Source organism: Paenibacillus sp. AD87 (assembly GCF_001659845.1).
GTDB lineage: Bacteria > Bacillota > Bacilli > Paenibacillales > Paenibacillaceae > Paenibacillus > Paenibacillus marchantiae.
The window spans coordinates 732,470-759,272 of sequence record NZ_LXQN01000007.1 but is presented as its reverse complement, the minus strand read 5'-3'; the positions used below and the strand labels follow the sequence as shown (position 1 = coordinate 759,272).

Here is a 26,803-nt window from a genome sequence, read left to right as displayed (position 1 = left end):
CCCCCCTATTCACACAAACCCTTCAATAAATACGGTCGATAACGGCCCTGGCCGTTAATTCCTTCATCTTTTTAGTCTCTTCGCCATGCTCGCGCTCCAGTCCCTGGCAGAGCAAGTCGATAATAAACAGCTGAGAGATTTTAGCTCCTACAGAACCGCCTTCAAGGGGAGACTCCTTCCCCGCGGTCAAGAGCAAGATATCCGCAATAGAAGCAATGGGGGATTTGGCATAGTTCGTCATGGCAATCACCTTAGCCCCGTTTTGTTTGGCCTTCATCAGCATATCGTTGGTATCCAGCGTACTGCCGGACACGCTGATGCCAAAAGCCACGTCACCTTCTCCCATCGTTACCGCCATCATGGACTGAATATGGCTGTCGGAATTCGCTTCCGCACGTCGGCCGATGCGCAGAAAACGGTTCTTGGCATCCATAGCGGTAATGCCTGACGAGCCCACGCCGAAGAATTGCACATGTCGTGCGCTGTCCAGACACTTTACTGCCTGCTCCAACTGGCTGCGATCCAGCATACCCAAGCTGGATTGCAGCACACCCACCATCGAGGCATATAAATGGTCGGCGTAATCGTCCTCTCCCTGCTCGCCGTCTGGCTGGTTCTGCCGTTTCGGCAGCCCTTGGGCCAGCATCAGCTTGAAATCCTGATAGCCTTTAAACCCGATTTTACGGCAGAATCTCATCACCGTGGTCTCTCCGGTACCAGCAAAATCAGCCAGCTCAGTCACAGACAAATAGATTATATTATCCGGATTGTCCCGTACGCACCGGGCCACCTTCTGCTCCGACTTGGTCATGGAAGGATAATACGTATTAATTCGGTCATTCATCTCCATTACTCTTCATCCTCGCTTTTTGGGTCACTGCTGCGAACTGTCGGGTAATTAGCTGTGGCCGAGTTATTGCGGAGCCCACCACAACAGCGTATGCCCCCAGATCAAGCGCCTCTTCTACCTGAGAGGGTTTACTAATCCGCCCTTCGGCAATGACCGGAATCTTCAACCGCTGTGCGCACATCCCCAGCAGCTCCAAATTAGGCCCTTCCTGCTGCCGGGAATACGGTGTATAACCCGATAGTGTAGTCGAAACACAGCTGACTCCAAGTGACTCAGCGTATACAGCTTCCTCCAGAATGGAGATGTCTGCCATGGAAACCACCCCATTTGCGTTCAGATAGGCGGTGATTTGCTCCAATGTATAATTTTCCGGCCTGCTCTGGCGGGTCGCATCAAATGCAATGATATCCGCTCCGGCCTCCAGCAGCTCGTCAATTTCTCTGAGGGTTGGGGTGATATATACAGCAGAATCCGGGTAATTGCGTTTCACGATGCCAATAATCGGCAATGAGACGGTCTGCTTGATCGCACGTACATCTGCTGCCCCATTCGCCCGAATACCCCCGGCCCCTCCTTCCTCCGCAGCAGCTGCCATACGAGCCATCATCGCCGCGCCATGCAGCGGTTCGTCAGCCAGCGCCTGGCAGGAAACAATTAGCCCCAAATGCAGTTTCTCCAGCACTACCTTTGTCAGGGTTTCCACCCTCTCTCTTATATTCTGCTTTCCTTACCTGGGTTGGATGGTACGAATCGTACAGACAGGCCCACTTCGAACATCCGGTTCCATGGCATATAACAATCGGTAATCTGGATACTCCCTGCTGCAGTATCGATCCGCACAGTAAGCTCTTGTCGCAACCTTTCCTCTACTCGGGCAGCAACAAGGCCACGAGACCCATCCAGCAAGTACTTGCCATATCCCATCTCCTGCACCGGGCCATTGCTAAGTTCTCCCCGAACGACTGAACAATAGCAGACATCCTCAGCATAGCGGAGGGCGAGGAAATCAAGATGCGACGGTGTACGACCATAGAGCAGATAGATCATGGCCTGCGAAATGACGGTTCCTAGCGAGTTGGAGCTGGTATTCCAGGCGGCATATCCAGCCAGATCAAATAACATGTCTTTTTGCCGCAGCATCTTGACCAGCTTCTGATCCCCACCATTGGCATATCCCACATCCGCTACAGCCACCGGCTTGTTCTTGCTCCTGAGCAGAAAGTGTCCATATTCCACCAGTTCCATCAGGTTTCGGTATACATCATAGCTGTAAAAAGAATGCTGCTGCGACACCGCTTCCGCCATCGTCTCTCCGGGTGTGCTAATCAACAGCACCAGATCTGCTTCAGTCGCACTGGATGCAATTAACCCACCTGCAGCCAAAATCTGATATTTCAGCGTCTCATAGAAAAATCGATCCTCGAATAGCGGAGTAACAAACGCCCCCTGAACAGATGATAATCGTGGGTACACCAGCGGCATCCGGCCGCGAGCCTTATTCATCATTCTGGAGAGCAGTACGCAACCAACTTCGTCCGCACCAGGATACATGTAGACTTTAAGTTCCAGATCGAGGGCGGTAATCCGGGCTCGCACTTTCTCTTGATCCTTGGCTGTATGTCCATAAGGCGCTGAATCATCCTGCGGCACAATCATGAAGTCGATAATTCCTTCTTGGACTAGAGCCAGCACTTGCTTGTTTGCTTCAATATTTACGGCCCTGCGTCCCAGGTAATCTTCCAGCACTTCCATTGGTAGACGGTTATCGATATCGGCCAGCTCGCGGATCTCCTCATCCGTCGCAATCCCCAGCTCCAGCCGATGGCTGATGAAACCTTTGCGAAAAATCTCTCTTCCCCAGTCGGCGTAATAATCCGGCTCCTCATCGGACAGGGAATATTGCGGGCAGCGCATAATCAGTTGAAACGCATACAGGGTTAGCTGCGGGTACTGCTGCTTGATCCCCCGAAGGAGCTCCAGACGGGCCGTCAGTTCATCCGGCTCCAACTGATGTAGCCGGGAAGGAATAATCCCGCCGTAGAGCAACGTATCCAAGGCAACTATTGCTCCATCTGCCCTTGCACAGCTCTCCTCAAACCAGGTCCATAACTGTTCCACATCGCCCGGACGTTTTTTTAGGCCCATGATTTCAAGTGGGGGACGCTCAACTTTGAATTCCGTTCCCTGTGCCAACAAATAAGGAAACTCATAATTGCAAGGCCGTTCATCTAACGGAACAAAGGTTAGCTTATACTGCTTCGGCATGAATGCGATCACCCTTTCTGTGTTTTTATCCTTTAATCGCTCCGGCGATGCCTTCCATATAGTATTTTTGGGTGAAAAGGAACACGATGATAATCGGCAGTACCGAGATCATGGTGCCGGCGGCAATCCAGCCGAAGTTATACGAGAACTGACCGTTCAGATACGTCAGGGCCGCAGCCAGTGGATATTTCTGCGGATCATCCAGCACCACAATCGGCCACAGGAAATTGTTCCAGAATGCCATAACTTCAAGCAAGCCAATGACGGCAACCCCTGGTTTCACCAATGGCATGACAAGCTGCACGAAGATACGGAACTCGGAGGCTCCATCCATTTTGCCAGAATCCCGAATATCCGTCGGTATGCCCAGGAATGTTTGTCGCATCAGAAAGATGTTAAATACCGACACCGCGGCCGGAAGCACAACACCAAGAAACGTATTGCCCAAGTGAAAGGCCTGAATGGTTAAATAATGCACAATCATCGCCGTTGCCGACGGGATAATCATGGTCGAAATCAGCAGCGTGAACACCAGATTACGTCCCCTGAACCGAAAGGTCGCGAGTGGATACGCCGTTAGGCAGGACAAAAAGATGTTAAACACTACCCCAAGGAGCGTAATCACCACCGTATTTATGATGTAGCGTGGAAAATCCATGAACTCCCACACCTGCACGTAGTTATCGAAAGCGATGAAGGTAGGGAGAATTGCTGGTGGATTCGCGAACACATTACGACCAGGCATCAGCGATACGCTGAGCAGCCACAGAAAAGGACCCATCATAAAAAGGGCAAGCAAAATCAAAAGTACATAAATGATCAAATGACGAAGGGCTTTTTTCATTTTTTTAGACGAAAGCGTATGCCGAATCAATAGGTATTCACCCCGCCTCTCCGGTTCAGCCGGAACACCAACACACTGAGCGCCGCTACCATCACACTGACGATCAGCCCAAGCGCCGAGGCATACCCGAAATTGAATTGCTCCAGCCCTTTTTGGAAAATATATACGCTTGAGGTCAACGTGGACGTTCCCGGCCCGCCCTTGGTGAGAATATAGACCTCATCGAATACACGAACGGCCCCCATCACCGAAATTACGGTGCAAAAAAGAATATGCGGCCGCAGCAGCGGAAGCGTCACATGAATAATCAGTCTCAGCGGTCCAGCTCCATCCACTCTGGCGGCTTCATACAGATCTGCCGGAATACTTTGAAGCCCAGCCAGATAGAGCATCATGTAATAGCCGAGACCCTTCCACATGGTGATGAACATCAGCACATACAGCGCCGTACTGCTCGTGGAAAGCCAGGAGACTTGCTCACTGAGAATGCCAACCTTTAGTAGCAGGTAATTGACCACGCCGTTATTACCCAACAGCCAACTCCAGATCAGTGCCACTGCGACCATGGAAGTTACAACCGGTATGTAGTAGGCAGCCCTGAACATTTTGACACCCGGAATCCGGCTGTTAACCAGAATGGCCATGAGGATCGAGACGATTTGAATCACCGGTACAACCAACACATACACCAGCGAATTCCACAGTGAAATCAGGAAATTATGATCTTGAAAGGCCCGGGTAAAGTTATCCAGACCAACGAAATGTGTCTCTGTAATGACAGAATAATCGGTTAATGAGAGGGGTATCCCGTAAATAATCGGCCAAAAGGTGAAAACCGCCAGAAACAACAATCCCGGTGCCATAAACGCCCATGCAGCAAAAGATTCGGATCGAATCGCCTTGTACACGGCTACGCCTCCCTCTCTTCTAGGATTGAGGGGGAGTACTCCCCCTCATCAAACTGTACCGCATAAGTTCAGGAATCCTGGTTAAGAATTTGGTTAACTTCCTTCTCCACTGCGTTCAAGGTTTCTTTAATATCTGCTCCGTTCATCAAAATTTCCTGCAAGCCCCGTGCCAATGCGGAGTTGATATCTCCTGCATTCGGTACGCCGACCATGTAATCAGTGGCTTTATCGAGACTTTGGGAGGAGGCTACCTTGGCTTCGGCTTCCAGCGATCCGTCGGATTGCGTAAAGAACGGATCTTCAATGGAGGCTTTGCTCGACGGTAGCGTGTTGGCTACCTTGGAGAAGGCAGTCTGGTTCTCTGCATTGGTAATAAAGGCGGCAAATTCCACCGCTTGTTCGGGGTTTTTGGATTTCTGAGGCACAACGAGATCCATGGAATTGGAGAGCCGCAGGTTCGCTTTGCCCGTTGGGAGTGTTACCGCAATCGTATTCTTGTAAACATCCGGTGCAGACTTCTTGATGAAGTTGATAAAGGTTGGACCCGACAACTGGAAAGCGACCTGCTCCCCGGAAAAATACTGGATCTGCTTGCTGAATTCCGCATCCTCCTTCAGCACCACGCCTTCGGCCATCAGATCACGCATTTGAGCGATCATCGCCTCTGCCTCCGGCGTATTGAAAGCGGCAGCCGTTTTGTCCTCATTTAGAATCGGGATGCCGTCGATTGGAAATAGCTTGGAAATAAGCTGCTGCGCATAACCGGCCACTCCTGTCTTTTCATGGACCTGACGGGCCCACTCCACGAGTTCCTCTCGGGTCTGCGGCGGATTTGCCGGATCAAGGCCTGCCTCCTTCACCAGCTTGGTATTCATGAACAGCACTTCGGTACCTGTGTACCAAGGAAGCGCGTAAGCTTTGCCATCCAAAACAGTAGAATTATAAATGCCTTCAAAGTAACTCTTCGCTTCCTCATCTGTTAGGTATTCATTCAGATTCAGCAGCGCTCCCTTACTTCCCAATTGACTGGCGAATTCAGTATTGAGGTTCACAACATCAGGGCTTTTGCCACTGGCCGTGCTGGTCAATAAACGCTGTGAAATGGCATCATATGGATAGTCCTTCCACTCGACTTTCACGCCAGGATGACTGCTCTCATACTTGGCAATCAATTCATTGAAGTAATCGTTGAACGTTGGCTGTAAAGCAATCGTCCAAAACTCTAGCGTCACCGGCTTTCCAGCTTCCGTACCCGTCTCCCCAGTGCTTCCCGGACTCGGCGTACCAGCCGTATTGTCATTTCCTCCGCAGGCGGCAAGCAGCATAGACATCATAACGACTAGCAGCAAAGATACTGTGAAGCCCTTTCTGTTGGTGGTCACACAACATTCCCCCTCAGTTTGGTGTAAGACGGGAGCCGGCGCTTACGTCAGATTTCCTGGCTAATTACTCCATCTTTCCAATGGAGTATATGCAGACCCTGGAGTTAGAATGAAGTATTCTTCCAGAAATAAATTAAAAAAAGAAATAATTTTTCTTTTAGGCTAAAAAAACACAAAAACAAGCCAGTTCGATCCGTGAAAGGACCAAACTGGCTTGTTTGTTACGACTATATGTATAAGACAAGGCTGCAATCAAGCCGTCTCATGCTGTTTCTTCGGCTCTGCTTCGTAGACTTGGGTATGTTCATTTTCAGCCAAAACCCATTCTACCGTGCCAGGTTTGCGTATTTTCCACATCCAGGCCTGTACTTGAAGTGATCTCTTAACCCAAGCGAGGGACGCACAACGTTGCTCGGAACGAACCGATAATCCCCAGTGAATAACGCGTGCGAGCCACCGGTTCACATACTCATTATGAGAACGCACAGATGGCAATTCATCGCGGAACAATCGCTGTTTCACATCCATAGGGGGCTGCCCGCATGTCCAATAATGAAGCAACGCTGCCAGGCTATATATGTCTGACATCGGTCCCTGACTGGATTTCTCGGAGTAGAACTCAAGCGGCGAATACCCGGCCGATGTAAAGATCGCCTGTTTTTCCCCGGATTGTACAGGCCAGCGAGCCGCCGAACCGAAGTCCAGTAGTTTGGGCGTGCCGTCTTCCATCACCATAATATTGGATGGCTTCACATCACGATGAAGAATTCCCTGCTTATGAATATAGTCCAGTGTATCTACCAGCGGAAGTAATGTCTCCGTAATAAATACCGCGTCCAGCGCATGATTTCGCTCAATCAGATATTCGGTTAAGGTTATCCCTGTGCAATATTCCATAACAAGATACCCTGTGTCATTTTCTTCGAAATGATCCACATACGACACAATATGAGGATGATTTAGCGTGGATAACAGCTCTCCTTCTACCAAAAATGCAGCAAGAAGTTCCTGATACTGACCACTGAACCCCCGTGAAGAACAGAACACTCCCCGTTTGTCGGTCTGACGTGCTGCCAGCCTCTGGGGGAAAAACTCCTTGATCGCTACCTTTGCACCTGTATTCCGATCTCTTCCTGCATATACAATAGCCAGCTCACTGCTAGCCATGAGATGTCTTACCTGATATGTATCATTTAAAATTACATTGCGTTGCAATGCCATTTTACAATTGTCCTTTTTCATAACAGACCCTCTTTTCAACCTTGTCGATCGGAAGACTTGCCGCATGTTGCATCATTTGGTCCAACCAGACAGGCGTTTCATCGCCAACCATGTATATAAACCAAATGATGCAATTTGAATCACAACCATGCGGAAATATTTAAAAATTTCTAAATTTAATAATTCTTCTGTAAGAATTGCTGAATTTCTTGGTTCATCTGGATCAACACGTCTTGAGACGGGAAATGACCTGTGTCGTATTTGATTGCTTTGACATTCGGAATAATCTTCTGAGCTCTTTCAATGACCTTATCTGCTGGGAAAAAGACATCCTTCTCTCCCACCAATAGAAGTGTTGGCGATGCATAATTCACCAATTCCTCCTGCTCCGTAAGCTTGGGCATATCCTGCTCCAGACTGACGTATTTGAAGATTTTCCCGATTATATTTTTATCTATTTCTTTCATACAACTGCATGACATGATATCCGCGATCTTTTGCAAAGAAGTTGGAGAAGAAGTCATTTTGTACGTTACAAGTGGCAACACGATATCCTGAGCCATCTTAATTTTGGATCCCACGGCCAGTCCAGCGGGTGCTACCAGAACAGAACATGCAATTCGGTCCGGAATGTAAGTTGCCAGTCTTAGGATAATTCCGCCTCCAAAGGAAGGACCGATAAACGCACTTTTTTCGATCTTGTAGTGATCCAGCAAATCAGAAATCCACAAAGCCAAACTATCAAACCTTGCCGAAATTCGTGTTTCTTCACTGTAGCCTGGATGACCGATCGTATCCGGCGCGATAATCCGGTAATCTTTGAAAAGAGAAGAGAACCATGACAACGTCATCGGATTCACACAATTTCCGCCCTGGAGAATAAATAGCGGCTTACCGTCTTCTGGACCTGTTAATAAAACATGCGTTTGTCCAAAACGTGTCTCGACGTACTCTCGTGTAAAACCTTCGCCCAATTGCTCAACATACGCTTCGTATTCCTCAAGTATGCTGCTCTTGCCTTCTTCACTTCTATAAATGGAACTCATGTCTGCCTCCTGCAAAGTATACTCTTTCAACATTTTATGGATTTTAAGGTCCATAAATATAAAAGAGCCCGCTGATGACAGGCTCCTTCATATGTGTAACTTATCATAATGAACTGATTATAGAATGGAAACTGGAAATTGTAAACATCGTTTCTCATAGAAAATTAATAATATAGAAATTGTAGAGAAATAGGGCTATTTTCGGCCGTAATCTGCCTTGATTTCGCCCCACTGCTTGGTCTGCCATTTTAGCACTTTATTGCTGTACGTATTCGTCCGCAGCCACTGCTCTGCACGGTCAATCATCAGCCAGATCTCTTCGGTGGAAGCATCCCTTGCGAGCGTGGTGGACACCGCTTTTTGCTTCAACCATTTCATCGCATTGACGGAGTCCGTATAAACCGTCTTACTACTGCCCTCTTTTTTGAGATACGCCAAGGCATGTACGATTGCCAGAAATTCACCCAGATTATTCGTACCTTTGGAGATTGGCCCAACGGAGAAAATAATCTCACCCGTGCGGGTATCTACGCCTTTATATTCCACCGGCCCTGGATTCCCGCGCGTACCAACATCAACCGAGATGCTGTCATAGTCAATTTCTGCAGAGGTCTCCATACCCGCGCTTCTTCCGCTACTGCCAGACTTCTTCTTCGAAGAAGCGCCTGAACTACTGGCACCATTACCCCAATTTCCTTTCCATCCCGCCCGATATGCCTCTTCAGCAGCAGCTTTCGATTCATACGATTTATATTTTGCTCCGGTAAAATGATCCGTTTGTGCTTTGCATTCCGTCCATGTGCTATATACGCCAGGCTGCTTTCCTGCCCAGACGACATAGTATTTCTGCTTTGCCAATATGACCCGCTCCTTCGTTTGCTGCATTCAATTCCTTATTGTAAACGATAGGGAGGTGAGATTGAAAGAAGCGTGTTTATCTTATTCCTGCACTTGATACCTCCATTTCTTCAACATGTCTAATGCTACTTCCAGAAGCTTGCTTTGGTTATGTGAGATTTGCATTTCAATAATTGTTTGACACCTAAGGTTTTGTAAATCAGATAACTTATCCATCATTTGCTCCAGCAACATGAATGACTGCGCGCTCACTTCCAGACTGGAATCACCGATAAATGGAATAATGTTCTCAATATGTACTATGTAATTCAGGTTTTCAAGAGCGTATAGCAATGTGCCTCTGCTTCCTGATGTCTTGGAGTCTGTGATGACTTCAATTAACGGTTCGACTGCTCGATCATCTCCAATGTCAGATAAAGCGATAGCAATTGTGTTGCGTAGTATGGCGTTGTCCGTAGATTTCAGGAGTTCAATCAAGAAAGCGAATTGAGTTATATCCTTTTTTTCACCAATATATGATATTTGTTTAACAACGCCTTCCATATCTCCTTGGGAAAGATGCTTTTGTATCATGTTTGTATACATTGTACGTTGTATCACTCCTCATTTAGTTAGAAGAAAGCTCTCCATAATAATATCGGTCATTTCCTTATTTTAGGATGTAGTATAATGGTCCTTATCATGTCGGGACTATTTTCCTTATCCACATCTCTTGTCCTAAGCAATTGTATATTTCAACCAGATCAGGAACAGGCTAAGAAATACGACACATGATTTGGTACAGAAAGGAATACAACCAATGGACTGGATATGGAAATCCATCTTGCTTGTACTGATTGGCATGATTCTGCTGCGGATTGCTGGACGTAAATCCATATCGCTAATGAGTGTAGCCACAACGGTCATTATTATCTCAATCGGAACAACGATCGTGCAGCCAATTGCGAATCATGAGTTAGGTAAAGCGATCGGGTCAGCGGCGGTGTTTATCCTCACACTTCTGATCGTTGAACAATTGCAATTGAAGTTTAATTGGTTTGAAAAACTGATGAGCGGAAAATCGAAGGTTGTTGTGGAAGATGGGAAGTTGAATCTGCCGAATTTGAAACGCATGCGCTTTTCCGTGGACCAATTGGAGATGCAGTTGCGGGAAAAAGGGATTACAAGCATTGCCGATCTGGAAACGGCTACGATGGAACCAAACGGGCAACTCGGTTACGTGCTCAAACGGCACGCACGCCCAGTAACCATAGGCGATTTGGAAGCACTCCTGAAGCAAGGTACGTGGCCCATGGAATCCAAGGAACTGTTCCAGGAGGTCATCCAGGATGGACACTCGCGTCCAATTGACTCCAAGATACAGTAAATGAAATAGTTGAATACAATATTGAAATGGCTGGCCGCAGGCGGCCCCTTGCTAGCGCATGTAAAAAAGACACCCGAATGCCTTCAGGTGTCTTTTTTTGTCTTAATCGGCAATCCGTTATGAAATTAGGACTTGGAGGTAACTTCCGTTTTGACCATGTGGTCCGGAATGTTGTTATTGGCAATGATTTCTCCAAATGGTCCAATAAAGGAATGATCGCCGCTTTCTCCATGTTGCGAGTACTGAAGCTTTGGAAATAACAGCTCCGCGGTACGATAACATTCTTCCAGATGCGGATAACCGGATAAAATGAAGGTCTCGATCCCCAGTTCTTCATACTCTCTGATTCTGGCTGCGACCTGATCGGGATCACCGACAAGTGCGGTTCCGGCACCACCCCTAACCAAGCCGATACCCGCCCACAGATTGGGGCTAATCTCTAGGTTGGAACGATCACCATTATGCAGCTTAGCCATTCTCTGCTGTCCTACGGAATCCATGCGAGCATAGATCTTCTGGGCAGCGACTATCGTCTCCTCATCCAGGTGGGAGATCAGCTCATTTGCGGCCTTCCATGCTTCATCTGCGGTCGGACGCACAATAACATGCATACGTATGCCAAAACGAATGCTTCTTCCTTTTTTCACAGCCAGCTCCCGCATTTGATGAATTTTGGCTTGTACCTGACCCGGAGGCTCACCCCACGTTAAATACACATCGACATGGTCTGCTGCCACTTCCATTGCAGCTTCCGAGGAACCTCCAAAATAGAGTGGTGGATGTGGCTTTTGGATGGTCGGATACAGGACGGAACCACCCTTAACCTTTAGATATTTGCCTTCATAGTCAACCGCCGCTCCCTCCAATTCCTTGCGCCAGATGGTCAGAAATTCATCGGCTAACGCATAGCGCTCATCGTGGTTCAGGAACAGCCCTTCTCCTTCAAGCTCAATTGGATCTCCACCAGCCACCACATTGATCAGCAGTCTACCTTTGGAGAAACGATCCAGGGTTGCCGCCATGTGTGCAGCTGTGGTTGGCATCATCAGACCTGGACGCGCAGCGACAAGAAACTTGAGCCTGTCCGTGGAAGAAATCAGCGATGAAGCAACAATCCACGCATCTTCACACGACTTTCCCGTAGGTAACAAAACACCGGCATATCCAAGTTCATCCGCGGCTTGTGCCACCTGCTTGCAGTAATGATAACTGACCGCCCGGGCTCCTTCTTTTGTTCCAAGATACCTGCCATCCCCGTGTGTGGGAATAAACCAAAACAGTTCCATAGGTATGACCTCATTCCTATCTTTATATTTTATTTTTCCGATTGATTTGGTATGTTTTATTTATTATGATAGCTATTATCCGTTGGATATCAACGATCAATTAGGCAGAATCTGATGGTTAAACAACGCATTTGACCAATGTGTTGCGAAATGTCTTATTCATCTACATTCCTAAACCATTTGAAAGCCCAACAAAGTTGATCAATCCGTTGTTTTCGAGGTGATGAGAAGTGAATGACTCCCGTGGAGTGGATCGAAGAATTTTACGGACCCGTGTGATAATTTCCGAAGCTTTCCTGAAAATTCTGCCACAAAAGGCCTTCACCGAAATTAGTGTCGTGGACATCGCCGAGCAAGCGAATATCAATCGATCTACCTTTTACGCCCACTTTCTGGACAAGGATGATTTATTGGATAGCATGGTGAATGAGAAATTTCAACTGCTTGAGCAGTTACTGGCGGAACGGAATGCTCATCTTGGGAGCCTAAATTCATTTAACGAGCCAGATCCCATTTTTGCAGTATTGTTCGAGCACATACTAGAGCATGATGAATTCTATCGGGTGATGGTACTCATTAATCCTGCCGGGAATTTCAACAGCCGATTGAATGAAGTGATTAGAGAGATGTTTTTGGATCGGATATCCCAATTAGGCATGGTGCAAGAAGAAGTGCCTCTTGATATTTTACTGGATCACATCAGCTTCTCCACCATTGGAATTATTCACAAATGGCTTGCTGACAGTAAGGTATACTCACCTCATCATATGGCTCTTCAACTAACCCGGATTGCCCTGTTAGGAACATATAAAGCGATGGGAGCATCGGTTTAGAGTGAGTGGCCCATCCTCTCCAAAAAAAAGTGATACATGGCATCTGAATAAACGTGACATTTGATACTTGAGGCTAGAACAAAAAGAACTGTCATTTAAGCATATATTCCGCTTAAAGACAGTTCTTCTTTTACTACTTATTCCGTAATTGACTGTGCAACCCAAGTTGTAGCGGAAGAGATAAAGAGAGAGCTTATGTGAGATTCAGCTAAGACGGTTCCTTGTCTCATCGCGTACTCAAGTAGGCAATGCCCAGGCCACCTGTCACTGGATTTTCGTATATTTCACATTCCACGTCGAATACTTCACCAATCATTTCACGGGTCAGGATATCGGCGGGTTTGCCATGAACCACAATCTGTCCCTGCTTCACGACATAGAGGTAATCGCAATACTCCGCGGCGAGTTCGAGATCATGAAGTGCAGCCAATATGCCGATATCCAAACTCCGCACAATGTTGAGGATCTGAAGCTGATATTTGATATCCAGATGATTGGTAGGCTCGTCCAATATCAGAAATTCGGGCTGCTGCGCCAGCACTCGGGCGAGGACCACACGTTGCTTCTCCCCGCCGGACAGGGACACGTAATTGCGGTCCACATGTCCGGTCAGATGTACCTTTTCCAGCGCCTGTTCCACGATTTCATAATCCCGTTCATTATCCGTCTCCAGCAGCTTCTTGTGAGGAGTGCGACCCATCATGACCATTTCACGCACAGTAAAGTCAAAGCTCAATTCGTTAAACTGACCCACAACGCCCATGTGCCTTGATACGACCTTGGGACTGGATTTCAGAATGTCCGTGTCATCGAGAAATACTTTGCCTTGCTGCGGTTTGATCACTTTATAGATGCTCTTGAGCAGCGTTGATTTGCCACAACCATTCGGGCCAATCAACCCGACGAATTGCTTGCCTTTTACCTGTAAAGAAATGTCCCGGATAATATCCGTGTTCAGCACCGATATGGATACATTTTCTACATTCAGTTTCATGTTTATTTTCCTCCAAAACCGTAGCCTTTTTTGACTAACATATACATAAACATCGGCGCACCAATCATCGCTGTAATGATCCCGATCGGCAATTCAACGCTGGAGATCAGTGATCGTGCAATAACATCCGTCCAGATCAGGAAGATGGCACCGAATAGTACGGATACTGGCATGACTTTACGATGGTCAGATCCAACCAGCCCTCTCACAATATGCGGAATAATCAATCCAACAAAACCGATCATGCCGCAGCTTGCCACCATTACGCCGGTGACGAGAGCCGTTAACAACATATACAACCTGCGATATACACTGAGATTAATCCCTAGCGTAACCGCGGCTTCGTCACCCAGCAGCATCGTATTAAGGACCCGGGATTGCAACAGAAAGAACAGAATGGCTACGAGCACAACGATGCTAATCAGCGGAAGCTTGTTCCATCCTGATGAGGCAAGACTGCCCATGGTCCAGAATGTTATGGTCTTGATGCCTTCGGCATTGTTGGCAAAATAAATGATAAAGTTCGAAAAGGCACTGCACAGTGCATTAATGACCATCCCGGCAAGCACCAGCTTGACTGATGTCATTTTCCCCCGAATACCTGCGAGAGCCAGGACCAGCAAGGACGCCCCCATGGCACCGGCAAATGCCCAGAAAGCCACACCGGTCTGACCAAGCCAACCAATTGCGCCGAATCCGATCAGAATGGCAAACGTGGCCCCGAGTGAAGCTCCTGAGGAGATCCCCAGTATATACGGGTCTGCAAGTGGATTCTGCACGGCAGCCTGCATAACTGCACCACATAAAGCTAGCCCGGCACCGATAAACATGGCCATCAGTACACGCGGAAAGCGAATCTGCCAGATAATATCCGTAAAAGACCCCGCCTCAATCGGCGTAGAGCCGAATTGAAATCCGGTTAATTTGTACAACAGAATGCGATAAGACTCAGCGAGTGGAATGCTCACCTGTCCAATGGATACTGCAATTCCAACCGAAATAACCATTACGATGATTAAAGCGGCAATCAATACTGCAAAACCGGATTTGCTGTAAATCAGGGACTCCCTTTTTCCCATACGCTCTTCCCCCATCAATTCCACTTGAATTTGAATAATAAAAATTTAGCTGTTTACAAAGCATTTTCTCGGATTATAATTGAGAATGATTATCTTTGTCAATTATAAATATACAAAAAAAGGGACATTCGAATACAACCAAAAGAGCAGGTGATTATTCTAGCTGCTCTTTTTTTATCTCCTTTACACACCATTATTAAAATCCGAGGTTGACATTAGTTTGATAACAAACTATATTACATGTATGAAAACGACAGACGCTATATCACTCATATCCAAAATTAAAGAGAAGGTCAACCGCTTCATTTTATCCGAGATGGCTGGGCAGGGAATTCAGGATCTCGCCACGTCCCATGGGGATATAATCTACGCCCTGTACAATAACTCCCGAATGACCATGGCTGAAATCGCCAAAAAAATCGGTAAGGATAAATCCACGGTCACAGCGCTTGTAGACAAATTGGTGCGCAACGGTTATGTCGCCAAAGAACGTGATGCAACAGATTCACGGATTGTCCATGTGACATTGACTGCAAAAGGAGAAGAGCTTAAACCGGTATTTGAACATATTTCACGTCGTATGCTGGACGCGTTTTATGCGGATGTTACTGAAGCGGAAAAAAAAGAACTGCTTCGAATTTTGATGAAAATTCACGGCAACTTCTAATTTTTTTTGGAGTAATAGTTTGATATAAAACTAATTTTGGAGGGTTGTCCTAATGATCGATTTTACTCAATTGCTACCTGAACATGAAGTCAAAATGATAGGAAAACATGATTTGTACCTTGAAATATATGAAGGTGATGATATTGCTCCCCACTCGGTAAATTCAGTAACAAAGCCGCCTCTCTTGTTTGTTCATGGCGCATATACAGGCAGCTGGATGTGGAGCAAATATATCCCCCACTTCGTTGAACAAGGCTGGACCTGCTACGTTATGAACCTCAGAAGTCATTACAAAAGCCGGGTAATGGACATGACGAAAATTATGTTTGAGGACTATTTGGAGGATATCCGCGAAGTTCTGGCAGAGTGTACAGCACCCCCTGTTCTCATCGGCTTCAGCATGGGCGGAATACTCAGTCAGAAGATTGCCGAGACGATTGCGTTAGCTGGATTGGTCGTGATTGATTCCAGTCTAAGCCAGGAAGTTCATCAATTGATTCCCTATCCTGAGAATGATCGAATTACACCTGACATTGTCATCCCTCCCCCGGTCCGTGAAGAACATAGTAGTATTGACGAATCTGCGGAGGATATTGCATTTCAGCGTAAATATCTGCAGATGGAGTCATCGAAGGCATTTCTCACGTTCTCGGCGGCATTTGGGTCAAGCGGTGGTGTATCCATCAAAGGCAATTTAATTACATGTCCGAGTCTGGTCATCAAAGCCGTAGAATCCGATGATGAAGATCGGAGAGGCAGACTGACTGCAGAACAGCTTGGCGCTGAATATGCAGGGCTGTGGGATACAACCCATACCGGATTGCTCGTCGGCCAGCGATATTTGGAAGTTGTGGAGATCATCCTGAAATGGTTAAATCGAGGGAATTAAAATCAATGCAACTGAATATAACGCGTAGAATCCCTGCCACGTCTCCAGTGGTAAGCAGTACTCGTACTCGTTGATTTGCGCAGTAACTAAAACAAAAAAGCAACTCATCCGCAGACAAGTCGCTTCCTCTAAACGCTATTGTTATCAGTACTACCTTGTAGCTTATAATCTCACTGCTTCGCCTTATAAAACTCGTGATACAGTTTCATTAGCGCCCTCTTCTCAATCCGTGATACATAGGAGCGTGAGATGCCAAGTTCCTTGGCAATCTCGCGTTGGGTGCGCTCTTCCCCGCCTGCCTCCAAGCCGAATCGGCCGATAACAACTTCCTTCTCCCGATCATCCAAGATGTCGAGATTGCGATAAATCTTACTTTTTTCAATCTTGAGTTGCACCTTATCTACAACGTCGTCGGCTTCTGTTCCGAGAATATCGATTAATGTAATTTCATTGCCCTCTTTGTCCGTTCCGATTGGATCATGTAGAGATACGTCTTTGCGTGTTTTCTTCAGAGAGCGAAGATGCATAAGTATTTCGTTTTCAATGCAACGGGCAGCAAATGTAGCGAGTTTGGTCCCTTTGCCTTGTTGAAAACTTTCGATCGCCTTAATCAAACCAATCGTTCCAATCGAAATCAGGTCTTCCTGGTCTTCGCCAGTATTGTCAAATTTCTTGACGATATGCGCGACAAGGCGCAGATTGTGTTCGATAAGCAAATTACGCGAATGTGCGTTGCCTTCAGCCATAAGGCGTAAATGTTTGGCTTCATCATCCTCAGCCAGTGGCTGGGGAAATGCATTATTTTTGACATACGAGACGAGTAACGTTAACTCTTTGATGAACAGGGCAATTGCGGTAAACAATCCGGGCACAGATGACACCTCCTGCAGTTTTACAACGATCTGGCCTGAGCACATGTGGGAACAGGGTCGATTTATTGTATGTAGGCGTGTGCCCAGAAGTGCACGTACACTTGAAAAAGGGAAGTTATCCGCGAAGATTTCATACACTCACTGAAACGATGGAGCCCACCTTTTGAAGGATGAGGAATTCTTTCTCGACACTATCGATAAAATACTTCTTCTCACCAAATATCACGACATCATTCTCGGCTAATTGAACATCGCTTTTGAAATAAATAAAATTGTCCGTTTCTCTGAACGCACCTTTGTAGTAGTACAAGTTGTCACCTTCTCCTTGGAAAAATGAATGATTTAACCTACTGTAATTACTATTCTTTTCGTTTAAAACACATCTTGTAAAGCATAAGCCCCATACCAGATGAACAAATAAGATATCCAAAGAACAAGAACAGTAAGTAAACATCATGAAGATCTTCAGGAATCTGATTCACACCTTCAAACCACGCAGAACGAATAGGATACAATAGCGCTACCCAAATGATCAGCAAGATCAGAATATAATTAATTATTTTTCTCACAGTAACGATCCTTTCAGGTTCGAGTGGAAACTGGAAATAATAAATAGCAGCTCTTACAACGAAAGTAAAAAAGCCGCTAGATTAGCGACTTTCTATGGTACAATGTTTCCGCCCCGACACTTGGAGAGTACAAAATCAGCATCTTTTTCTAGTAATGTGAGATTGTTATGCCATGAATGATTCCCTCGGTTGAATTGGAGGCGAAATGGACCCGGGTATCCCCAAAACGATAGGAGAGTAAATATTCTTCTTGAATATCAGGGTTCACACCCTTTTGACCTTTTCCCAATATCTTCTCAATGTCACTGAAGGTTTTCATAGGGAGAGTTTTCCAACTCAAATAAATATGGTCAAGACGGTCTGTGTCTCCCTCCCCAAAATTAAAGGAAGCATACTCTACCCCTTCAAATATCCAGAAAAGTCCTCCCATTTCCGGTTCATAATAGGGTTCACGATCTGAACTTTTCAGCGCTTTCGATACTTCTGCTTTCGTTTGTCCAAAACTTATATTTTCAAACCCCGGTATTCTCCCACTCTTCAACTCTTGAATGGAGTTTTTATTTAAATCAAAAAATGGTCTGCTCAGTTCAGACTGAATTTTGGAGAAAGGAACTTTTACCTCTATAAATCCGGCCGCATAAGGCCCAACTTCGTATGGATTAAATACCAAGACAATTCCTGTGTTTTGGTAGTAAAAGCTAGATGTATTCGACAAGGGAAAGTTATAAAAACTTTCCGGGAAAACATTCTCATTACTCTTTAGGTCTGATTCAATACCCTCAGCTAGATTAACAGCTTGTTTATTGGTTTGAACCACCTGGTTCAAGTAGAGGCGTTTTCCTGTTGTTAGATCATAATTATAAGTCGTTACTTCTTCATACCCGTGCGCGCCGCCTCTGAAATTATAATCTGTATATACAATAGATAGTAGGTTGTTTTGATTGTATTTAGTCTGTGCAGTGGTATTCCAGTAAAAGTAATCTTGCTGTTTTTTTAGATATGTATTCTGTATAGCGGCATTTACGGCATGGATTTTGAGTGTTTTATTTATTTTATCAATTACCTTTTGTTCGCCGCCAATAATTTGAACATACTTTTGCCCTTTATACGAGTAAATTTTTGTCGTTACTGTGCTCGACCCGGCTGCATTCGCATCACTTATTGGGATTATAAATAGAAACACTAATAAGAAGCTTATTAACATAGCAAATGTTTTGTTCAAATTGAAATCCTTCCTTCTAATTATTATGATATACCAATAATACTGTAACTTGGCTGGTTTGTCTTTTTCTAGTTGGAACTGTAATTCTTCCATAGAAAAGCCTCCATCCCACACGTTAATGCGGAGTGAAGGCTGCATCTACCTGTCTATATTTAATTCACTGGTGCCGGCTCTACAGCATCGGCGATTTCCGGTAACCTCGTTTTGCGTTCCATTGTCACGCTAACGAATAATCCCACAAGTCCAAGTGCTGCAATAACTGCTGCATATAACGGTACCGAGATGAGCCCCGTATGCGTAATTGCAAACCCGCCCAAATAGGCACCACCTGCGTTGCCCAGATTAAAGGCTGAGTGACTCGACGTTGTCGCCAGCAGCGGTGCTTCGCGAGTCATATTCATAATTCGAATTTGTAGGCCTGGCATAATTCCAAAAGCCGCAATGCCCCAGCAGAAGATGGTGATTACCGCGAGATACGGATTATCCAGCGTCAACGTTAAGGCCGCCAACAGAACTGCCAATATACCGAAGTTAACCATCAAGGAAGGCATCAGCTTCCAGTCTGCCAGACGACCACCAAGCATATTACCCAATGTAACGCCGACACCGAACAGCACCAGAATCCAGGTCACGCTCTGCTCAGCAAAACCACTAATATCGACAAGCATTGGTGTTATATAGGTGAATACAGCGAACAGACTTCCACAGCCCAGCGCACCAATCAGCAATATTAATAACACTTGGGGGCGAACCAGATTCCGGAATTGCTGGCCAAGGTTTGCTGGCGGTCCCTGCTGAATCACCGGAATGAAACGAATGATACCAATCAATGAGATAATGCCCAGAATGGTAATAGCTCCAAACGATGACCGCCATCCTAGCTGCTGCCCAATGAAGGTACCAAACGGCACACCGATAATGTTGGCAATCGTTAATCCAGCCAGGACTACGGATACTGCCCCTGCCCTTCTCTCCGGTGCAACCAATCGTGTTGCCATCAGCGAGCCTACACCCAGAAACGTACCGTGGGCAAATGCCGTTAGAATACGTGCCGAGATGAGCAACCCGTAAGTTGGTGCAATAACAGACAATGCATTACCGATGATAAAAATACACATCAGCAGTACCAGCAGTTTTTTCTGCGGTATCTTGTGCGTGAACACGGTTAGTATAGGCGCACCCACCGCCACACCAAGCGCGTAACCCGTAATTAACTGCCCTGCTTGGGGGATACTCACATTCAGATCCGTCGCTACATTGGGCAGAAGGCCCATAATAATAAACTCTGTCATGCCAATGGCAAAAGCTCCTACCGTCAGGCATAAAAGGGATAAAGGAAACGCCCCTCGTTTAGCAGATTTCGTAACTTGCGATTCCGTTTGAGATGACTCTGTCTTACGCATATGATGTTCTCTTCTCCTGTCTCTTCTATCTAGCTTCCGCCTTTGACCACAATGCCTCTGACAATTCGCTCAGCGTATCCTGCATGGCCAGCTTCTCTCGCCAGTGTGCCGGAATGCCGCTTAATCCATAGTACGCCCCGGCAATTTGCCCATATACCGCTCCCGTGGTGTCCGCATCATCACCCAGATTCACTGCCAGCAGCGCCCCCTCTTTGAAGGTCGATGATTGATGGAATGCCCATAACGCTGCTTCAAGTGAACGAACAACATAGCCGCTCCCCTGAATATCAGGCGGTGCTTTATCCCGGTATGATCCCTGGACTATTTCTTCAATCGCTGGTGAAAAAGATTTCTCTTCCCTCCACTGACGGCAGGTAGCAGGCCGTAATATGACATCCTTGTCCGCTCCGCGCAGTCCTGCAACCAATATTGCTGCCAGCACTTCACATGCTTCCACACTTTCAACAGCAGCATGTGTCGTTCTGGAACTCAACCCAGCATACCGCACTGCTTGATCCGGCTGGTTGGCATATGCCATAGCTACAGGTGCGAGCCGCATAATTGATCCATTCCCAGCAGTCATCGGGTTGGTTGAACCACTATACGCTTCACCGGTTGCTGCAAACCGTTCAAGGGCACTGCGAGTAGCCCCGCCAATATCAAAGCAGGTTCCTGTACTGCTCATATAACCCACCTGATACCAATTCGTATATCTGCGCATCTGATCCCCGGGATCAAAGTTCTCTTTTCTCACCAAGCTTTCTGCCAGACACAGGGCCATCGACGTATCATCCGTCCACTGTCCAGGTGCCAAATCGAATACCCCGCCGCCCACAATATCGGTAACAGGCTCAAATGTGCCGGGACTGCTGAATTCCACTGTGGTTCCCAGTGCATCTCCCGCGGCAAGCCCAATGAAACAACCTTGGAAACGATCCTTATGCAGCATCGTCGATCCCTCCTCCGCGATTTAACTCTCAAATGACTTCTTCCATTCTCCCACATGGCTTGATATGGCGTAAAGAATTTTAATAGGTTTAAACTGAAAATACAGGTTTTCCAGTACACCGCTTACACGCAAAGGGGATAACGTTTTTCCACTTTTATCATTTTCTGAAAACACATCATCCATATGCAAATCTTCCATGTAAACAATCATAACGCGCTTGACCCTTTTGTTTGTCCTATGTTACGGTTTTATTAGCATATACACCTGTTTTTTCCCAAATTAATATTTATAACTCAGCTTTCGCGTCAAATAATGTACCGCAAGTTAAAAAAGATTACGGTGTGTATTTGCAGAAAAATTCATTTAGCTTTATCCCAAAACTAATTCTGAAACAGGAGGAACAAATTTATGATTAAGGCACTGGTTTTTGATTTCGATGGAACGATTATTGATACGGAGACAGCATGGTATGTTGCTTTTCGTGATGCCTACAAGGAACACGGCGTAGACTTAACCCTGGAGATGTACTCGCAATGCATCGGTACCAGTCTGAAAACATTTAATCCTTATGAGTACCTCATCACAGATTTGAATCTTCCGATCGATCGGGAAGCGTTCAGGGAATCTGTTCAGTTGCATCATGCAGCATTAATGAACAAAGAACAGGTAAGACCCGGTATTCAGAACTACCTTGAAGCTGCACGCAAAGCTGGATTGAAACTGGCTGTCGCTTCAAGCTCCAAACGAGAGTGGGTTGAACAGCATTTGGGACAGCTCAAGCTGAAAGATTACTTTGAAGTCATTCGCACCGCAGATGATGTTGCCCATGTGAAGCCTGATCCTGCATTGTACAATCAAGCACTTGAAGCCCTTGGAGTAACTGCAGACGAAGCCGTGGCGATTGAGGATTCACCTAACGGCGCGCGTGCAGCTGCTGCGGCTGGTATTCACTGCGTTGTCATCTCGAATACCATTACCGGGACACTTGATTTCGATATGCCTCACCAACGGCTGTCATGCCTGACCGACCTCGAATTTAACGATTTGATTTCGAAACCACTCGTCACTACGGTCTAAGGACTGAACGAATTTCGCATTTCAAACTTTAAAGGGGGAGTTCACACATGAAAGCTGTACATTTTGGTGCTGGCAATATTGGCCGCGGATTTATCGGTCATATGTTGTCCGCTTCCGATTATGAAGTCTGCTTTGTCGCACGTAACCCGAAGAAAATCGCCATGCTTCAAAAGAGGCAGGAGTATCCCATTACCCTCGCAAATGCGGATCAGGATACAACGATTGTAAATAACGTAACCGCCATTAATGTCGGTGAACAGGATCGCGTTGCTGAAGTGATTGCTTCAGCAGATCTGATCACAACAGCCGTCGGTGTATCAGCGCTGGAAGATATCGCTGAACCCATCGCCAAAGGCATCTACCTGCGTATGAAAAATAATAATTCTGCACCACTTCATATTATCGCTTGTGAAAATGCCATCGGAGGCAGCACTCGGCTGAAAAAACGGGTTTATCCGTTTCTGGATGAAGCAACCCGGGAAAAAGCAGAACGTTATGTCTCATTCCCCAATGCAGCGGTTGACCGCATCGTCCCCGCTCAGGATCATAAAGACCCGCTACAAGTTACCGTTGAGCCTTTCTATGAATGGGTCGTTCATCGCCCTGCACTGCTGGAAGGATTTAAGGAAATTGAAGGTGTGCACTACGTGGACTCTCTTGAACCTTATATTGAGCGCAAAATATTTACGGTAAATACCGGTCACTGCGTTGCCGCATACTTCGGATATCTTGAAGGATTCAAGACGATCCGGCAAGCTATGAGTCATGCACCTCTTCGTGCCAAGGTACGCAAAGTGATGGAAGAAACCGGAGCCATGCTCATCGCCAAGCACGGTTTTAATCCACAGAAACACAGCAAATATATCGATACCATTCTTGAACGTTTTGCCAATCCGAACCTGACGGATCAGGTAACACGGGTCGGACGTTCACCCCTTCGCAAGTTATCGCCTTACGACCGGCTTGTTCGCCCAGCGATGCAGGCCAGCGAATTCGGAATTGAAATTCCTCATTTAACTTCCGCTATGGCAGCCGCGATGCTGTTCAATCATGAACATGACGAGGAAGCCATAAAGCTCCAACACCTGATTCGCGAAGATGGCGTCTCTGCCTTCATTCGTGAGCGCATGGGAATTCCCGACGAACATCCCGTCCATCAGCATGCCGTTGCCCGTTATGAAGAGCTCAAAGGGCGACAGGAATCAACCATCTTAACCTGATTAACAATAGGTCAATGGGTTTGATCCCGCAAACTGAATAGACAAATGGCCAAAAAAAGCCGGGAGGAACCTATGCTTATCGCATCGTTCCTTCCGGCTTTTTCAAATTCACGACATACATATTTAATATCGAAGCAGGATTATATCGAAGCATCCTTACTCGTTCATGATGGAATTGATGGAGGCATAAACCATAGGCAGGAAACCCTCTGAGGGTTCGCCAACCGGTGCATGGATATGGAAAGCGAAGCCATTGCCATCCAGCTCTTTTACGATGAAATACTCTGTTTTCTTATTGTTTTGAGACATCATGAACAATTTTGCCTCTTTCATCGGACCATTGCTAAGCTTTTCCTCACCTAATTGCTTGACCGCTCCGGTTTCTGACAGCTCTTTCTTCGCATCCACTTTCAGTTCATTCAGGTTATAATCCGAAGGCAGTTTTTCAATCTCGACCTCATAATCCGGATCAATCTTCATGGTCAATTCATGATCATCCGCATCGTAAACCATCGGTTCAAACACATATAATGAGTATCCTTTGCCTTGAGCCAGTGTAACCGGGCGCTTTTCGGTCATGCCTTCCACAGTCACTTCCAGCTCGGATGTTTTGGCACGATCAGATGTAACATTACCACCTGCATTCGTACCGTTATCGTCATCGGACTCGACCTTGGTGATTTCCGTAAGCACCAACTGTTTAATCGTTGTATCGCCTTCGATGGCTTTCTCTACATATTTGAATTGAACGGAATCTTCGTCGTCAATGTCATCCAAAGACTTCTGCAGATCTTCACCCACCTGGAAAGACATCGGTTCCTCTTTCACACGAATTTCAACCGTGTGCGGGTCTGCCCATCCGGTCAAAATGCCTTCCGCATTAATCACAGCGCTTTCCTCAGGCTGCTTCCCTGGTGCCGGTGTCTGTTCTTCTGTATTATTCACGGGTGGCTGAGCAGTAGGGCTACTGTTGCCGCAGGCCACAAGCGAGAATCCCATAACCAAAACAAGTAATGATGCACTAATATTCATTGTATTTCGCATATGAACACCTCCGTTAGCTTATACGCAATGATGCTTGTCCATGTTGCTTGACTAGTTCACCTGACTGCATAGTATTACTTACACGGCTGACAAGTCGCTCAATCATGCAAAATGTTCAATCGCCCTTGACACCACGAATAATCAGCCGGCTTGCTCCATTTGCACAAGCTTCGCATTGGCTCCGTTGAAAGCTTTCGTCTGCTTGTTGAACTGTTGTCTTAACTCGGCCACTTTAGCATATTGGCTGTTCCGTTCCCGAATCGCACGTTTGATTTTGACCAGATTGGGCTCCACATTGCCCCTCATTAATGCATATAACTGCTCGTCCGCATCAAGACTCTGCCTGTAGGAAGCAACAAACGCTGCAAACGACGCAGCTCTTTGCTCATATTGATCCAATACCGTGTGAGCCTGAGCCAGGTTCTCTTCCTTTTCAAAGGATAACTGATCCAGCGAAGTTCGCAGTTCTTCCATCTGTTCCTTCGTCCTGTTCATCACCGCTTCAGCCTGCTCAAGCAGTGTTCTTCGCTCTGCAATATGTCCATCTGCCTGATCCAGCAGAGCCTCCAGATTACTGTTTCTGTTCTTTCCTTTACTCAGAATCGATCCGTATAATTCCATGTCTTCCCGTTCATGGCGTACAAGCTCCTTCAGGCTTTGGTTCATCTCCTGATCGGTAAGAATTAATTGATTGACTTGATTAGCCGCAGGTTCCTGCGGCTGACCGCAAGCACTGACAAGCAGAGCCAGCAATATGCTGACCCCGGCCAGAGCTATCTTTTTTCTTTTAAGCACCTCGGGGTGCCTCCTCTCTTGCAACTTCTATGTTGTTATTCTTACAGGCGGGTGTCTGCGCTAAAATTGGATACCCAATGTGCATTCGGATCGTAGACCTCAAACTCATAACCCCGATCTTCAAGCAGCTTCAAAATGCGTGGCAGTGCCTGTACCGTTTGCTCGCGCTCATGCATCAGAATCACTTCCTTATCCCGATGTACACTGCTGCTAACCCGTTCCACGATTTTGTCCGGCTGACCTGGAAGATTCCAGTCGAGGGAGTCGGTGGTCCAATCCCACAGTTTGAATCCGGCCGCAGCAATGTCGCCCCTGAAGTCTTCTCCGATCTGTGGGCTACTGCCATACGGAGCACGAATCAGATGCGGCGTAAAACCGATCAGATCCAGGACCATCTTCTGCTCCTTTTTGAACTCCTTCACAAAGTTAGAGGAGCTTCCACTCTTATACAATTTGTTATAGTTATGTGTCATGCTGTGAAGCCCAGGATAACTGCCCTCTTTGACAAGCCGCTCCACTGCTTCCTTGTGTTGATTCAACTGACGTCCAATCATGAAAAAGGTTGCCTTTGCGTCATGCTGTTTCAAAATATCCAACAGTTGATCGGTATATACACTTGGTCCATCATCAAACGTTATGTATGCCAGCTTGCGCACCTGACCCTGGAACCGCGCAGGCTCCTCTTTGGACTCCGGTGTCATTTCAATCATGCCAAGCTTGGTTGGCTGTTCAATCGCAGCTACTGGCGGAGGTGCTACATAATCCTTGATCCAGTGCGTCATGCCAATGAATGCATATGTTAAACCGATAATGAGCAGTGCCAGAAGCGCCAGCGCAGCACTCAGTCTCCCATACCGGATTTTTCTTCTTCCATGCGTCTTGGTTCGGCTTGTTCTATGCGGAATGCCGCCACTCTCTCCCGCTCTCTGTTGTTGAACTCTCACTTCCAGGCCACTTCCTTACTTTCATTTTTTCCCGATTATTGGTACATTATATCGTTTCATGTCTCTATATAGAAGATTAATAGAAAAATAGTCCGTGAGAATGACAGAATAGTTACAAGGCCGGTTACAATCTACTTATCTATTTCTTTTCTTATACTTTTCCTGCGGATACATTCTCCTGTATAATAAATTGATTTACGCCATTTGACTTCAAGAAGGA

28 protein-coding genes are annotated in these 26,803 nt (G+C 46.4%); 6 read left to right on the top strand and 22 right to left on the bottom strand.

Annotated features, from left to right (window positions below; translation table 11 throughout):
• Window positions 1–22: 22 nt before the first annotated feature.
• The 10 genes from gpAD87_RS03450 to gpAD87_RS03405 all read right to left on the bottom strand — a co-directional run bounded on the left by gpAD87_RS03450 (window position 23) and on the right by gpAD87_RS03405 (window position 9,947).
• A complete protein-coding gene (locus gpAD87_RS03450; RefSeq protein WP_064636257.1) occupies window positions 23–850 on the bottom strand; it encodes a MurR/RpiR family transcriptional regulator in 828 nt (275 codons plus the stop codon).
• A complete protein-coding gene (locus gpAD87_RS03445; RefSeq protein ID WP_231952726.1) occupies window positions 837–1,544 on the bottom strand; it encodes an N-acetylmannosamine-6-phosphate 2-epimerase in 708 nt (235 codons plus the stop codon). Before gpAD87_RS03445 ends, gpAD87_RS03450 begins: the two co-directional genes overlap by 14 nt.
• A 17-nt stretch (window positions 1,545–1,561) precedes the next feature.
• Window positions 1,562–3,115, bottom strand: a complete 1,554-nt coding sequence (locus gpAD87_RS03440) for a DUF4127 family protein (protein WP_064636256.1) — start codon at window positions 3,113–3,115, stop codon at window positions 1,562–1,564.
• A 25-nt stretch (window positions 3,116–3,140) separates the two neighbouring features.
• Window positions 3,141–3,959, bottom strand: coding sequence for a carbohydrate ABC transporter permease (locus gpAD87_RS03435; RefSeq protein WP_063567955.1), 819 nt, complete (start codon window positions 3,957–3,959; stop codon window positions 3,141–3,143).
• Window positions 3,960–3,985: 26 nt separating this feature from the next.
• A complete protein-coding gene (locus tag gpAD87_RS03430; RefSeq protein WP_064636254.1) occupies window positions 3,986–4,867 on the bottom strand; it encodes a carbohydrate ABC transporter permease in 882 nt (293 codons plus the stop codon).
• Window positions 4,868–4,935: 68 nt separating this feature from the next.
• Window positions 4,936–6,249: an ABC transporter substrate-binding protein gene (locus tag gpAD87_RS03425; protein ID WP_231952430.1), complete on the bottom strand. Its 1,314-nt coding sequence runs from the start codon at window positions 6,247–6,249 to the stop codon at window positions 4,936–4,938.
• A 252-nt stretch (window positions 6,250–6,501) separates the two neighbouring features.
• Window positions 6,502–7,491, bottom strand: coding sequence for a serine/threonine protein kinase (locus gpAD87_RS03420; protein ID WP_064636252.1), 990 nt, complete (start codon window positions 7,489–7,491; stop codon window positions 6,502–6,504).
• 155 nt (window positions 7,492–7,646) lie between these two features.
• A complete protein-coding gene (locus gpAD87_RS03415) occupies window positions 7,647–8,516 on the bottom strand; it encodes an alpha/beta fold hydrolase (RefSeq protein WP_063567947.1) in 870 nt (289 codons plus the stop codon).
• A gap of 195 nt (window positions 8,517–8,711) precedes the next feature.
• The gene (rnhA, locus tag gpAD87_RS03410) at window positions 8,712–9,374 is read right to left on the bottom strand and encodes a ribonuclease H (RefSeq protein ID WP_064636250.1); all 663 of its coding nucleotides are present in this window, start codon (window positions 9,372–9,374) and stop codon (window positions 8,712–8,714) included.
• 81 nt (window positions 9,375–9,455) lie between these two features.
• Entirely contained in the window at window positions 9,456–9,947 is a 492-nt protein-coding gene (locus tag gpAD87_RS03405; RefSeq protein ID WP_161490660.1) for a HEAT repeat domain-containing protein, read from the bottom strand.
• A 226-nt stretch (window positions 9,948–10,173) separates the two neighbouring features.
• Between gpAD87_RS03405 and gpAD87_RS03400 the strand changes: the two genes are divergently transcribed.
• Complete coding sequence (locus tag gpAD87_RS03400; RefSeq protein ID WP_064636248.1) at window positions 10,174–10,740, top strand: DUF421 domain-containing protein; 567 nt, start codon at window positions 10,174–10,176, stop codon at window positions 10,738–10,740.
• A gap of 125 nt (window positions 10,741–10,865) precedes the next feature.
• Here the strand turns inward: gpAD87_RS03400 and ssuD are convergent, their stop codons facing one another.
• Window positions 10,866–12,026, bottom strand: a complete 1,161-nt coding sequence (gene ssuD, locus gpAD87_RS03395; protein WP_064636246.1) for an FMNH2-dependent alkanesulfonate monooxygenase — start codon at window positions 12,024–12,026, stop codon at window positions 10,866–10,868.
• A 275-nt stretch (window positions 12,027–12,301) separates the two neighbouring features.
• On the opposite strand from ssuD, the gene gpAD87_RS03390 reads away from it, so the two are divergent.
• Complete coding sequence (locus gpAD87_RS03390; RefSeq protein WP_231952429.1) at window positions 12,302–12,859, top strand: TetR/AcrR family transcriptional regulator C-terminal domain-containing protein; 558 nt, start codon at window positions 12,302–12,304, stop codon at window positions 12,857–12,859.
• Window positions 12,860–13,085: 226 nt separating this feature from the next.
• Here gpAD87_RS03390 and gpAD87_RS03385 read toward each other — a convergent pair whose 3' ends face one another.
• Complete coding sequence (locus tag gpAD87_RS03385) at window positions 13,086–13,853, bottom strand: ABC transporter ATP-binding protein (RefSeq protein ID WP_064635672.1); 768 nt, start codon at window positions 13,851–13,853, stop codon at window positions 13,086–13,088.
• Window positions 13,854–13,855: 2 nt separating this feature from the next.
• On the bottom strand, window positions 13,856–14,932 hold the full coding sequence (locus gpAD87_RS03380) for a FecCD family ABC transporter permease (RefSeq protein WP_197521366.1): 1,077 nt from the start codon (window positions 14,930–14,932) through the stop codon (window positions 13,856–13,858).
• Window positions 14,933–15,176: 244 nt separating this feature from the next.
• Between gpAD87_RS03380 and gpAD87_RS03375 the strand changes: the two genes are divergently transcribed.
• On the top strand, window positions 15,177–15,599 hold the full coding sequence (locus gpAD87_RS03375; RefSeq protein WP_064640736.1) for a MarR family winged helix-turn-helix transcriptional regulator: 423 nt from the start codon (window positions 15,177–15,179) through the stop codon (window positions 15,597–15,599).
• A gap of 52 nt (window positions 15,600–15,651) precedes the next feature.
• Window positions 15,652–16,488 (top strand): alpha/beta hydrolase family protein, encoded by an 837-nt coding sequence (locus tag gpAD87_RS03370; RefSeq protein WP_064636238.1) that lies wholly within the window; start codon window positions 15,652–15,654, stop codon window positions 16,486–16,488.
• Window positions 16,489–16,658: 170 nt separating this feature from the next.
• Here gpAD87_RS03370 and sigK read toward each other — a convergent pair whose 3' ends face one another.
• The 6 genes from sigK to gpAD87_RS03335 form a co-directional block, all read right to left on the bottom strand.
• Window positions 16,659–17,360, bottom strand: a complete 702-nt coding sequence (gene sigK, locus gpAD87_RS03365) for an RNA polymerase sporulation sigma factor SigK (protein ID WP_064636235.1) — start codon at window positions 17,358–17,360, stop codon at window positions 16,659–16,661.
• Between the two features lie 130 nt (window positions 17,361–17,490).
• On the bottom strand, window positions 17,491–17,670 hold the full coding sequence (locus gpAD87_RS03360; protein WP_063565447.1) for a hypothetical protein: 180 nt from the start codon (window positions 17,668–17,670) through the stop codon (window positions 17,491–17,493).
• A gap of 407 nt (window positions 17,671–18,077) precedes the next feature.
• Window positions 18,078–19,244, bottom strand: a complete 1,167-nt coding sequence (locus gpAD87_RS03350) for a DUF3298 and DUF4163 domain-containing protein (protein ID WP_064636228.1) — start codon at window positions 19,242–19,244, stop codon at window positions 18,078–18,080.
• Window positions 19,245–19,303: 59 nt separating this feature from the next.
• The gene (locus gpAD87_RS03345) at window positions 19,304–20,554 is read right to left on the bottom strand and encodes an MFS transporter (RefSeq protein WP_064636226.1); all 1,251 of its coding nucleotides are present in this window, start codon (window positions 20,552–20,554) and stop codon (window positions 19,304–19,306) included.
• 25 nt (window positions 20,555–20,579) lie between these two features.
• Entirely contained in the window at window positions 20,580–21,503 is a 924-nt protein-coding gene (locus tag gpAD87_RS03340) for an ADP-ribosylglycohydrolase family protein (RefSeq protein WP_064636224.1), read from the bottom strand.
• A 21-nt stretch (window positions 21,504–21,524) separates the two neighbouring features.
• Complete coding sequence (locus tag gpAD87_RS03335; protein ID WP_197521365.1) at window positions 21,525–21,701, bottom strand: hypothetical protein; 177 nt, start codon at window positions 21,699–21,701, stop codon at window positions 21,525–21,527.
• Between the two features lie 210 nt (window positions 21,702–21,911).
• On the opposite strand from gpAD87_RS03335, the gene gpAD87_RS03330 reads away from it, so the two are divergent.
• Both gpAD87_RS03330 and gpAD87_RS03325 read left to right on the top strand, forming a co-directional pair.
• Window positions 21,912–22,580, top strand: a complete 669-nt coding sequence (locus gpAD87_RS03330; protein WP_064636220.1) for an HAD family hydrolase — start codon at window positions 21,912–21,914, stop codon at window positions 22,578–22,580.
• 47 nt (window positions 22,581–22,627) lie between these two features.
• A complete protein-coding gene (locus gpAD87_RS03325) occupies window positions 22,628–23,800 on the top strand; it encodes a mannitol-1-phosphate 5-dehydrogenase (protein WP_064636218.1) in 1,173 nt (390 codons plus the stop codon).
• A 156-nt stretch (window positions 23,801–23,956) separates the two neighbouring features.
• Here gpAD87_RS03325 and gpAD87_RS03320 read toward each other — a convergent pair whose 3' ends face one another.
• From gpAD87_RS03320 to gpAD87_RS03310, 3 genes are all read right to left on the bottom strand, one after another.
• The gene (locus gpAD87_RS03320; protein WP_064636216.1) at window positions 23,957–24,844 is read right to left on the bottom strand and encodes a hypothetical protein; all 888 of its coding nucleotides are present in this window, start codon (window positions 24,842–24,844) and stop codon (window positions 23,957–23,959) included.
• A gap of 141 nt (window positions 24,845–24,985) precedes the next feature.
• Entirely contained in the window at window positions 24,986–25,639 is a 654-nt protein-coding gene (locus gpAD87_RS03315) for a YkyA family protein (RefSeq protein WP_064636214.1), read from the bottom strand.
• 41 nt (window positions 25,640–25,680) lie between these two features.
• Entirely contained in the window at window positions 25,681–26,583 is a 903-nt protein-coding gene (locus gpAD87_RS03310; protein WP_231952428.1) for a polysaccharide deacetylase family protein, read from the bottom strand.
• Window positions 26,584–26,803: the final 220 nt, after the last annotated feature.

What these genes read in the sequence shown, in the direction of transcription:
- gpAD87_RS03440 (WP_064636256.1), bottom strand. Translation starts at nt 3,115, where the DNA reads ATGCCGAAGCAGTATAAGCTAACCTTTGTTCCGTTAGATGAACGGCCT.
- gpAD87_RS03420 (WP_064636252.1), bottom strand. Translation starts at nt 7,491, where the DNA reads ATGAAAAAGGACAATTGTAAAATGGCATTGCAACGCAATGTAATTTTA.
- gpAD87_RS03375 (WP_064640736.1), top strand. Translation starts at nt 15,177, where the DNA reads ATGAAAACGACAGACGCTATATCACTCATATCCAAAATTAAAGAGAAG.
- gpAD87_RS03385 (WP_064635672.1), bottom strand. Translation starts at nt 13,853, where the DNA reads ATGAAACTGAATGTAGAAAATGTATCCATATCGGTGCTGAACACGGAT.
- gpAD87_RS03450 (WP_064636257.1), bottom strand. Translation starts at nt 850, where the DNA reads ATGGAGATGAATGACCGAATTAATACGTATTATCCTTCCATGACCAAG.
- gpAD87_RS03435 (WP_063567955.1), bottom strand. Translation starts at nt 3,959, where the DNA reads ATGAAAAAAGCCCTTCGTCATTTGATCATTTATGTACTTTTGATTTTG.
- gpAD87_RS03335 (WP_197521365.1), bottom strand. Translation starts at nt 21,701, where the DNA reads ATGGAAGATTTGCATATGGATGATGTGTTTTCAGAAAATGATAAAAGT.
- gpAD87_RS03330 (WP_064636220.1), top strand. Translation starts at nt 21,912, where the DNA reads ATGATTAAGGCACTGGTTTTTGATTTCGATGGAACGATTATTGATACG.
- gpAD87_RS03320 (WP_064636216.1), bottom strand. Translation starts at nt 24,844, where the DNA reads ATGCGAAATACAATGAATATTAGTGCATCATTACTTGTTTTGGTTATG.
- gpAD87_RS03325 (WP_064636218.1), top strand. Translation starts at nt 22,628, where the DNA reads ATGAAAGCTGTACATTTTGGTGCTGGCAATATTGGCCGCGGATTTATC.
- gpAD87_RS03415 (WP_063567947.1), bottom strand. Translation starts at nt 8,516, where the DNA reads ATGAGTTCCATTTATAGAAGTGAAGAAGGCAAGAGCAGCATACTTGAG.
- gpAD87_RS03405 (WP_161490660.1), bottom strand. Translation starts at nt 9,947, where the DNA reads ATGATACAAAAGCATCTTTCCCAAGGAGATATGGAAGGCGTTGTTAAA.
- gpAD87_RS03340 (WP_064636224.1), bottom strand. Translation starts at nt 21,503, where the DNA reads ATGCTGCATAAGGATCGTTTCCAAGGTTGTTTCATTGGGCTTGCCGCG.
- gpAD87_RS03370 (WP_064636238.1), top strand. Translation starts at nt 15,652, where the DNA reads ATGATCGATTTTACTCAATTGCTACCTGAACATGAAGTCAAAATGATA.
- gpAD87_RS03380 (WP_197521366.1), bottom strand. Translation starts at nt 14,932, where the DNA reads ATGGGAAAAAGGGAGTCCCTGATTTACAGCAAATCCGGTTTTGCAGTA.
- gpAD87_RS03350 (WP_064636228.1), bottom strand. Translation starts at nt 19,244, where the DNA reads ATGGAAGAATTACAGTTCCAACTAGAAAAAGACAAACCAGCCAAGTTA.
- gpAD87_RS03400 (WP_064636248.1), top strand. Translation starts at nt 10,174, where the DNA reads ATGGACTGGATATGGAAATCCATCTTGCTTGTACTGATTGGCATGATT.
- gpAD87_RS03345 (WP_064636226.1), bottom strand. Translation starts at nt 20,554, where the DNA reads ATGCGTAAGACAGAGTCATCTCAAACGGAATCGCAAGTTACGAAATCT.
- ssuD (WP_064636246.1), bottom strand. Translation starts at nt 12,026, where the DNA reads ATGGAACTGTTTTGGTTTATTCCCACACACGGGGATGGCAGGTATCTT.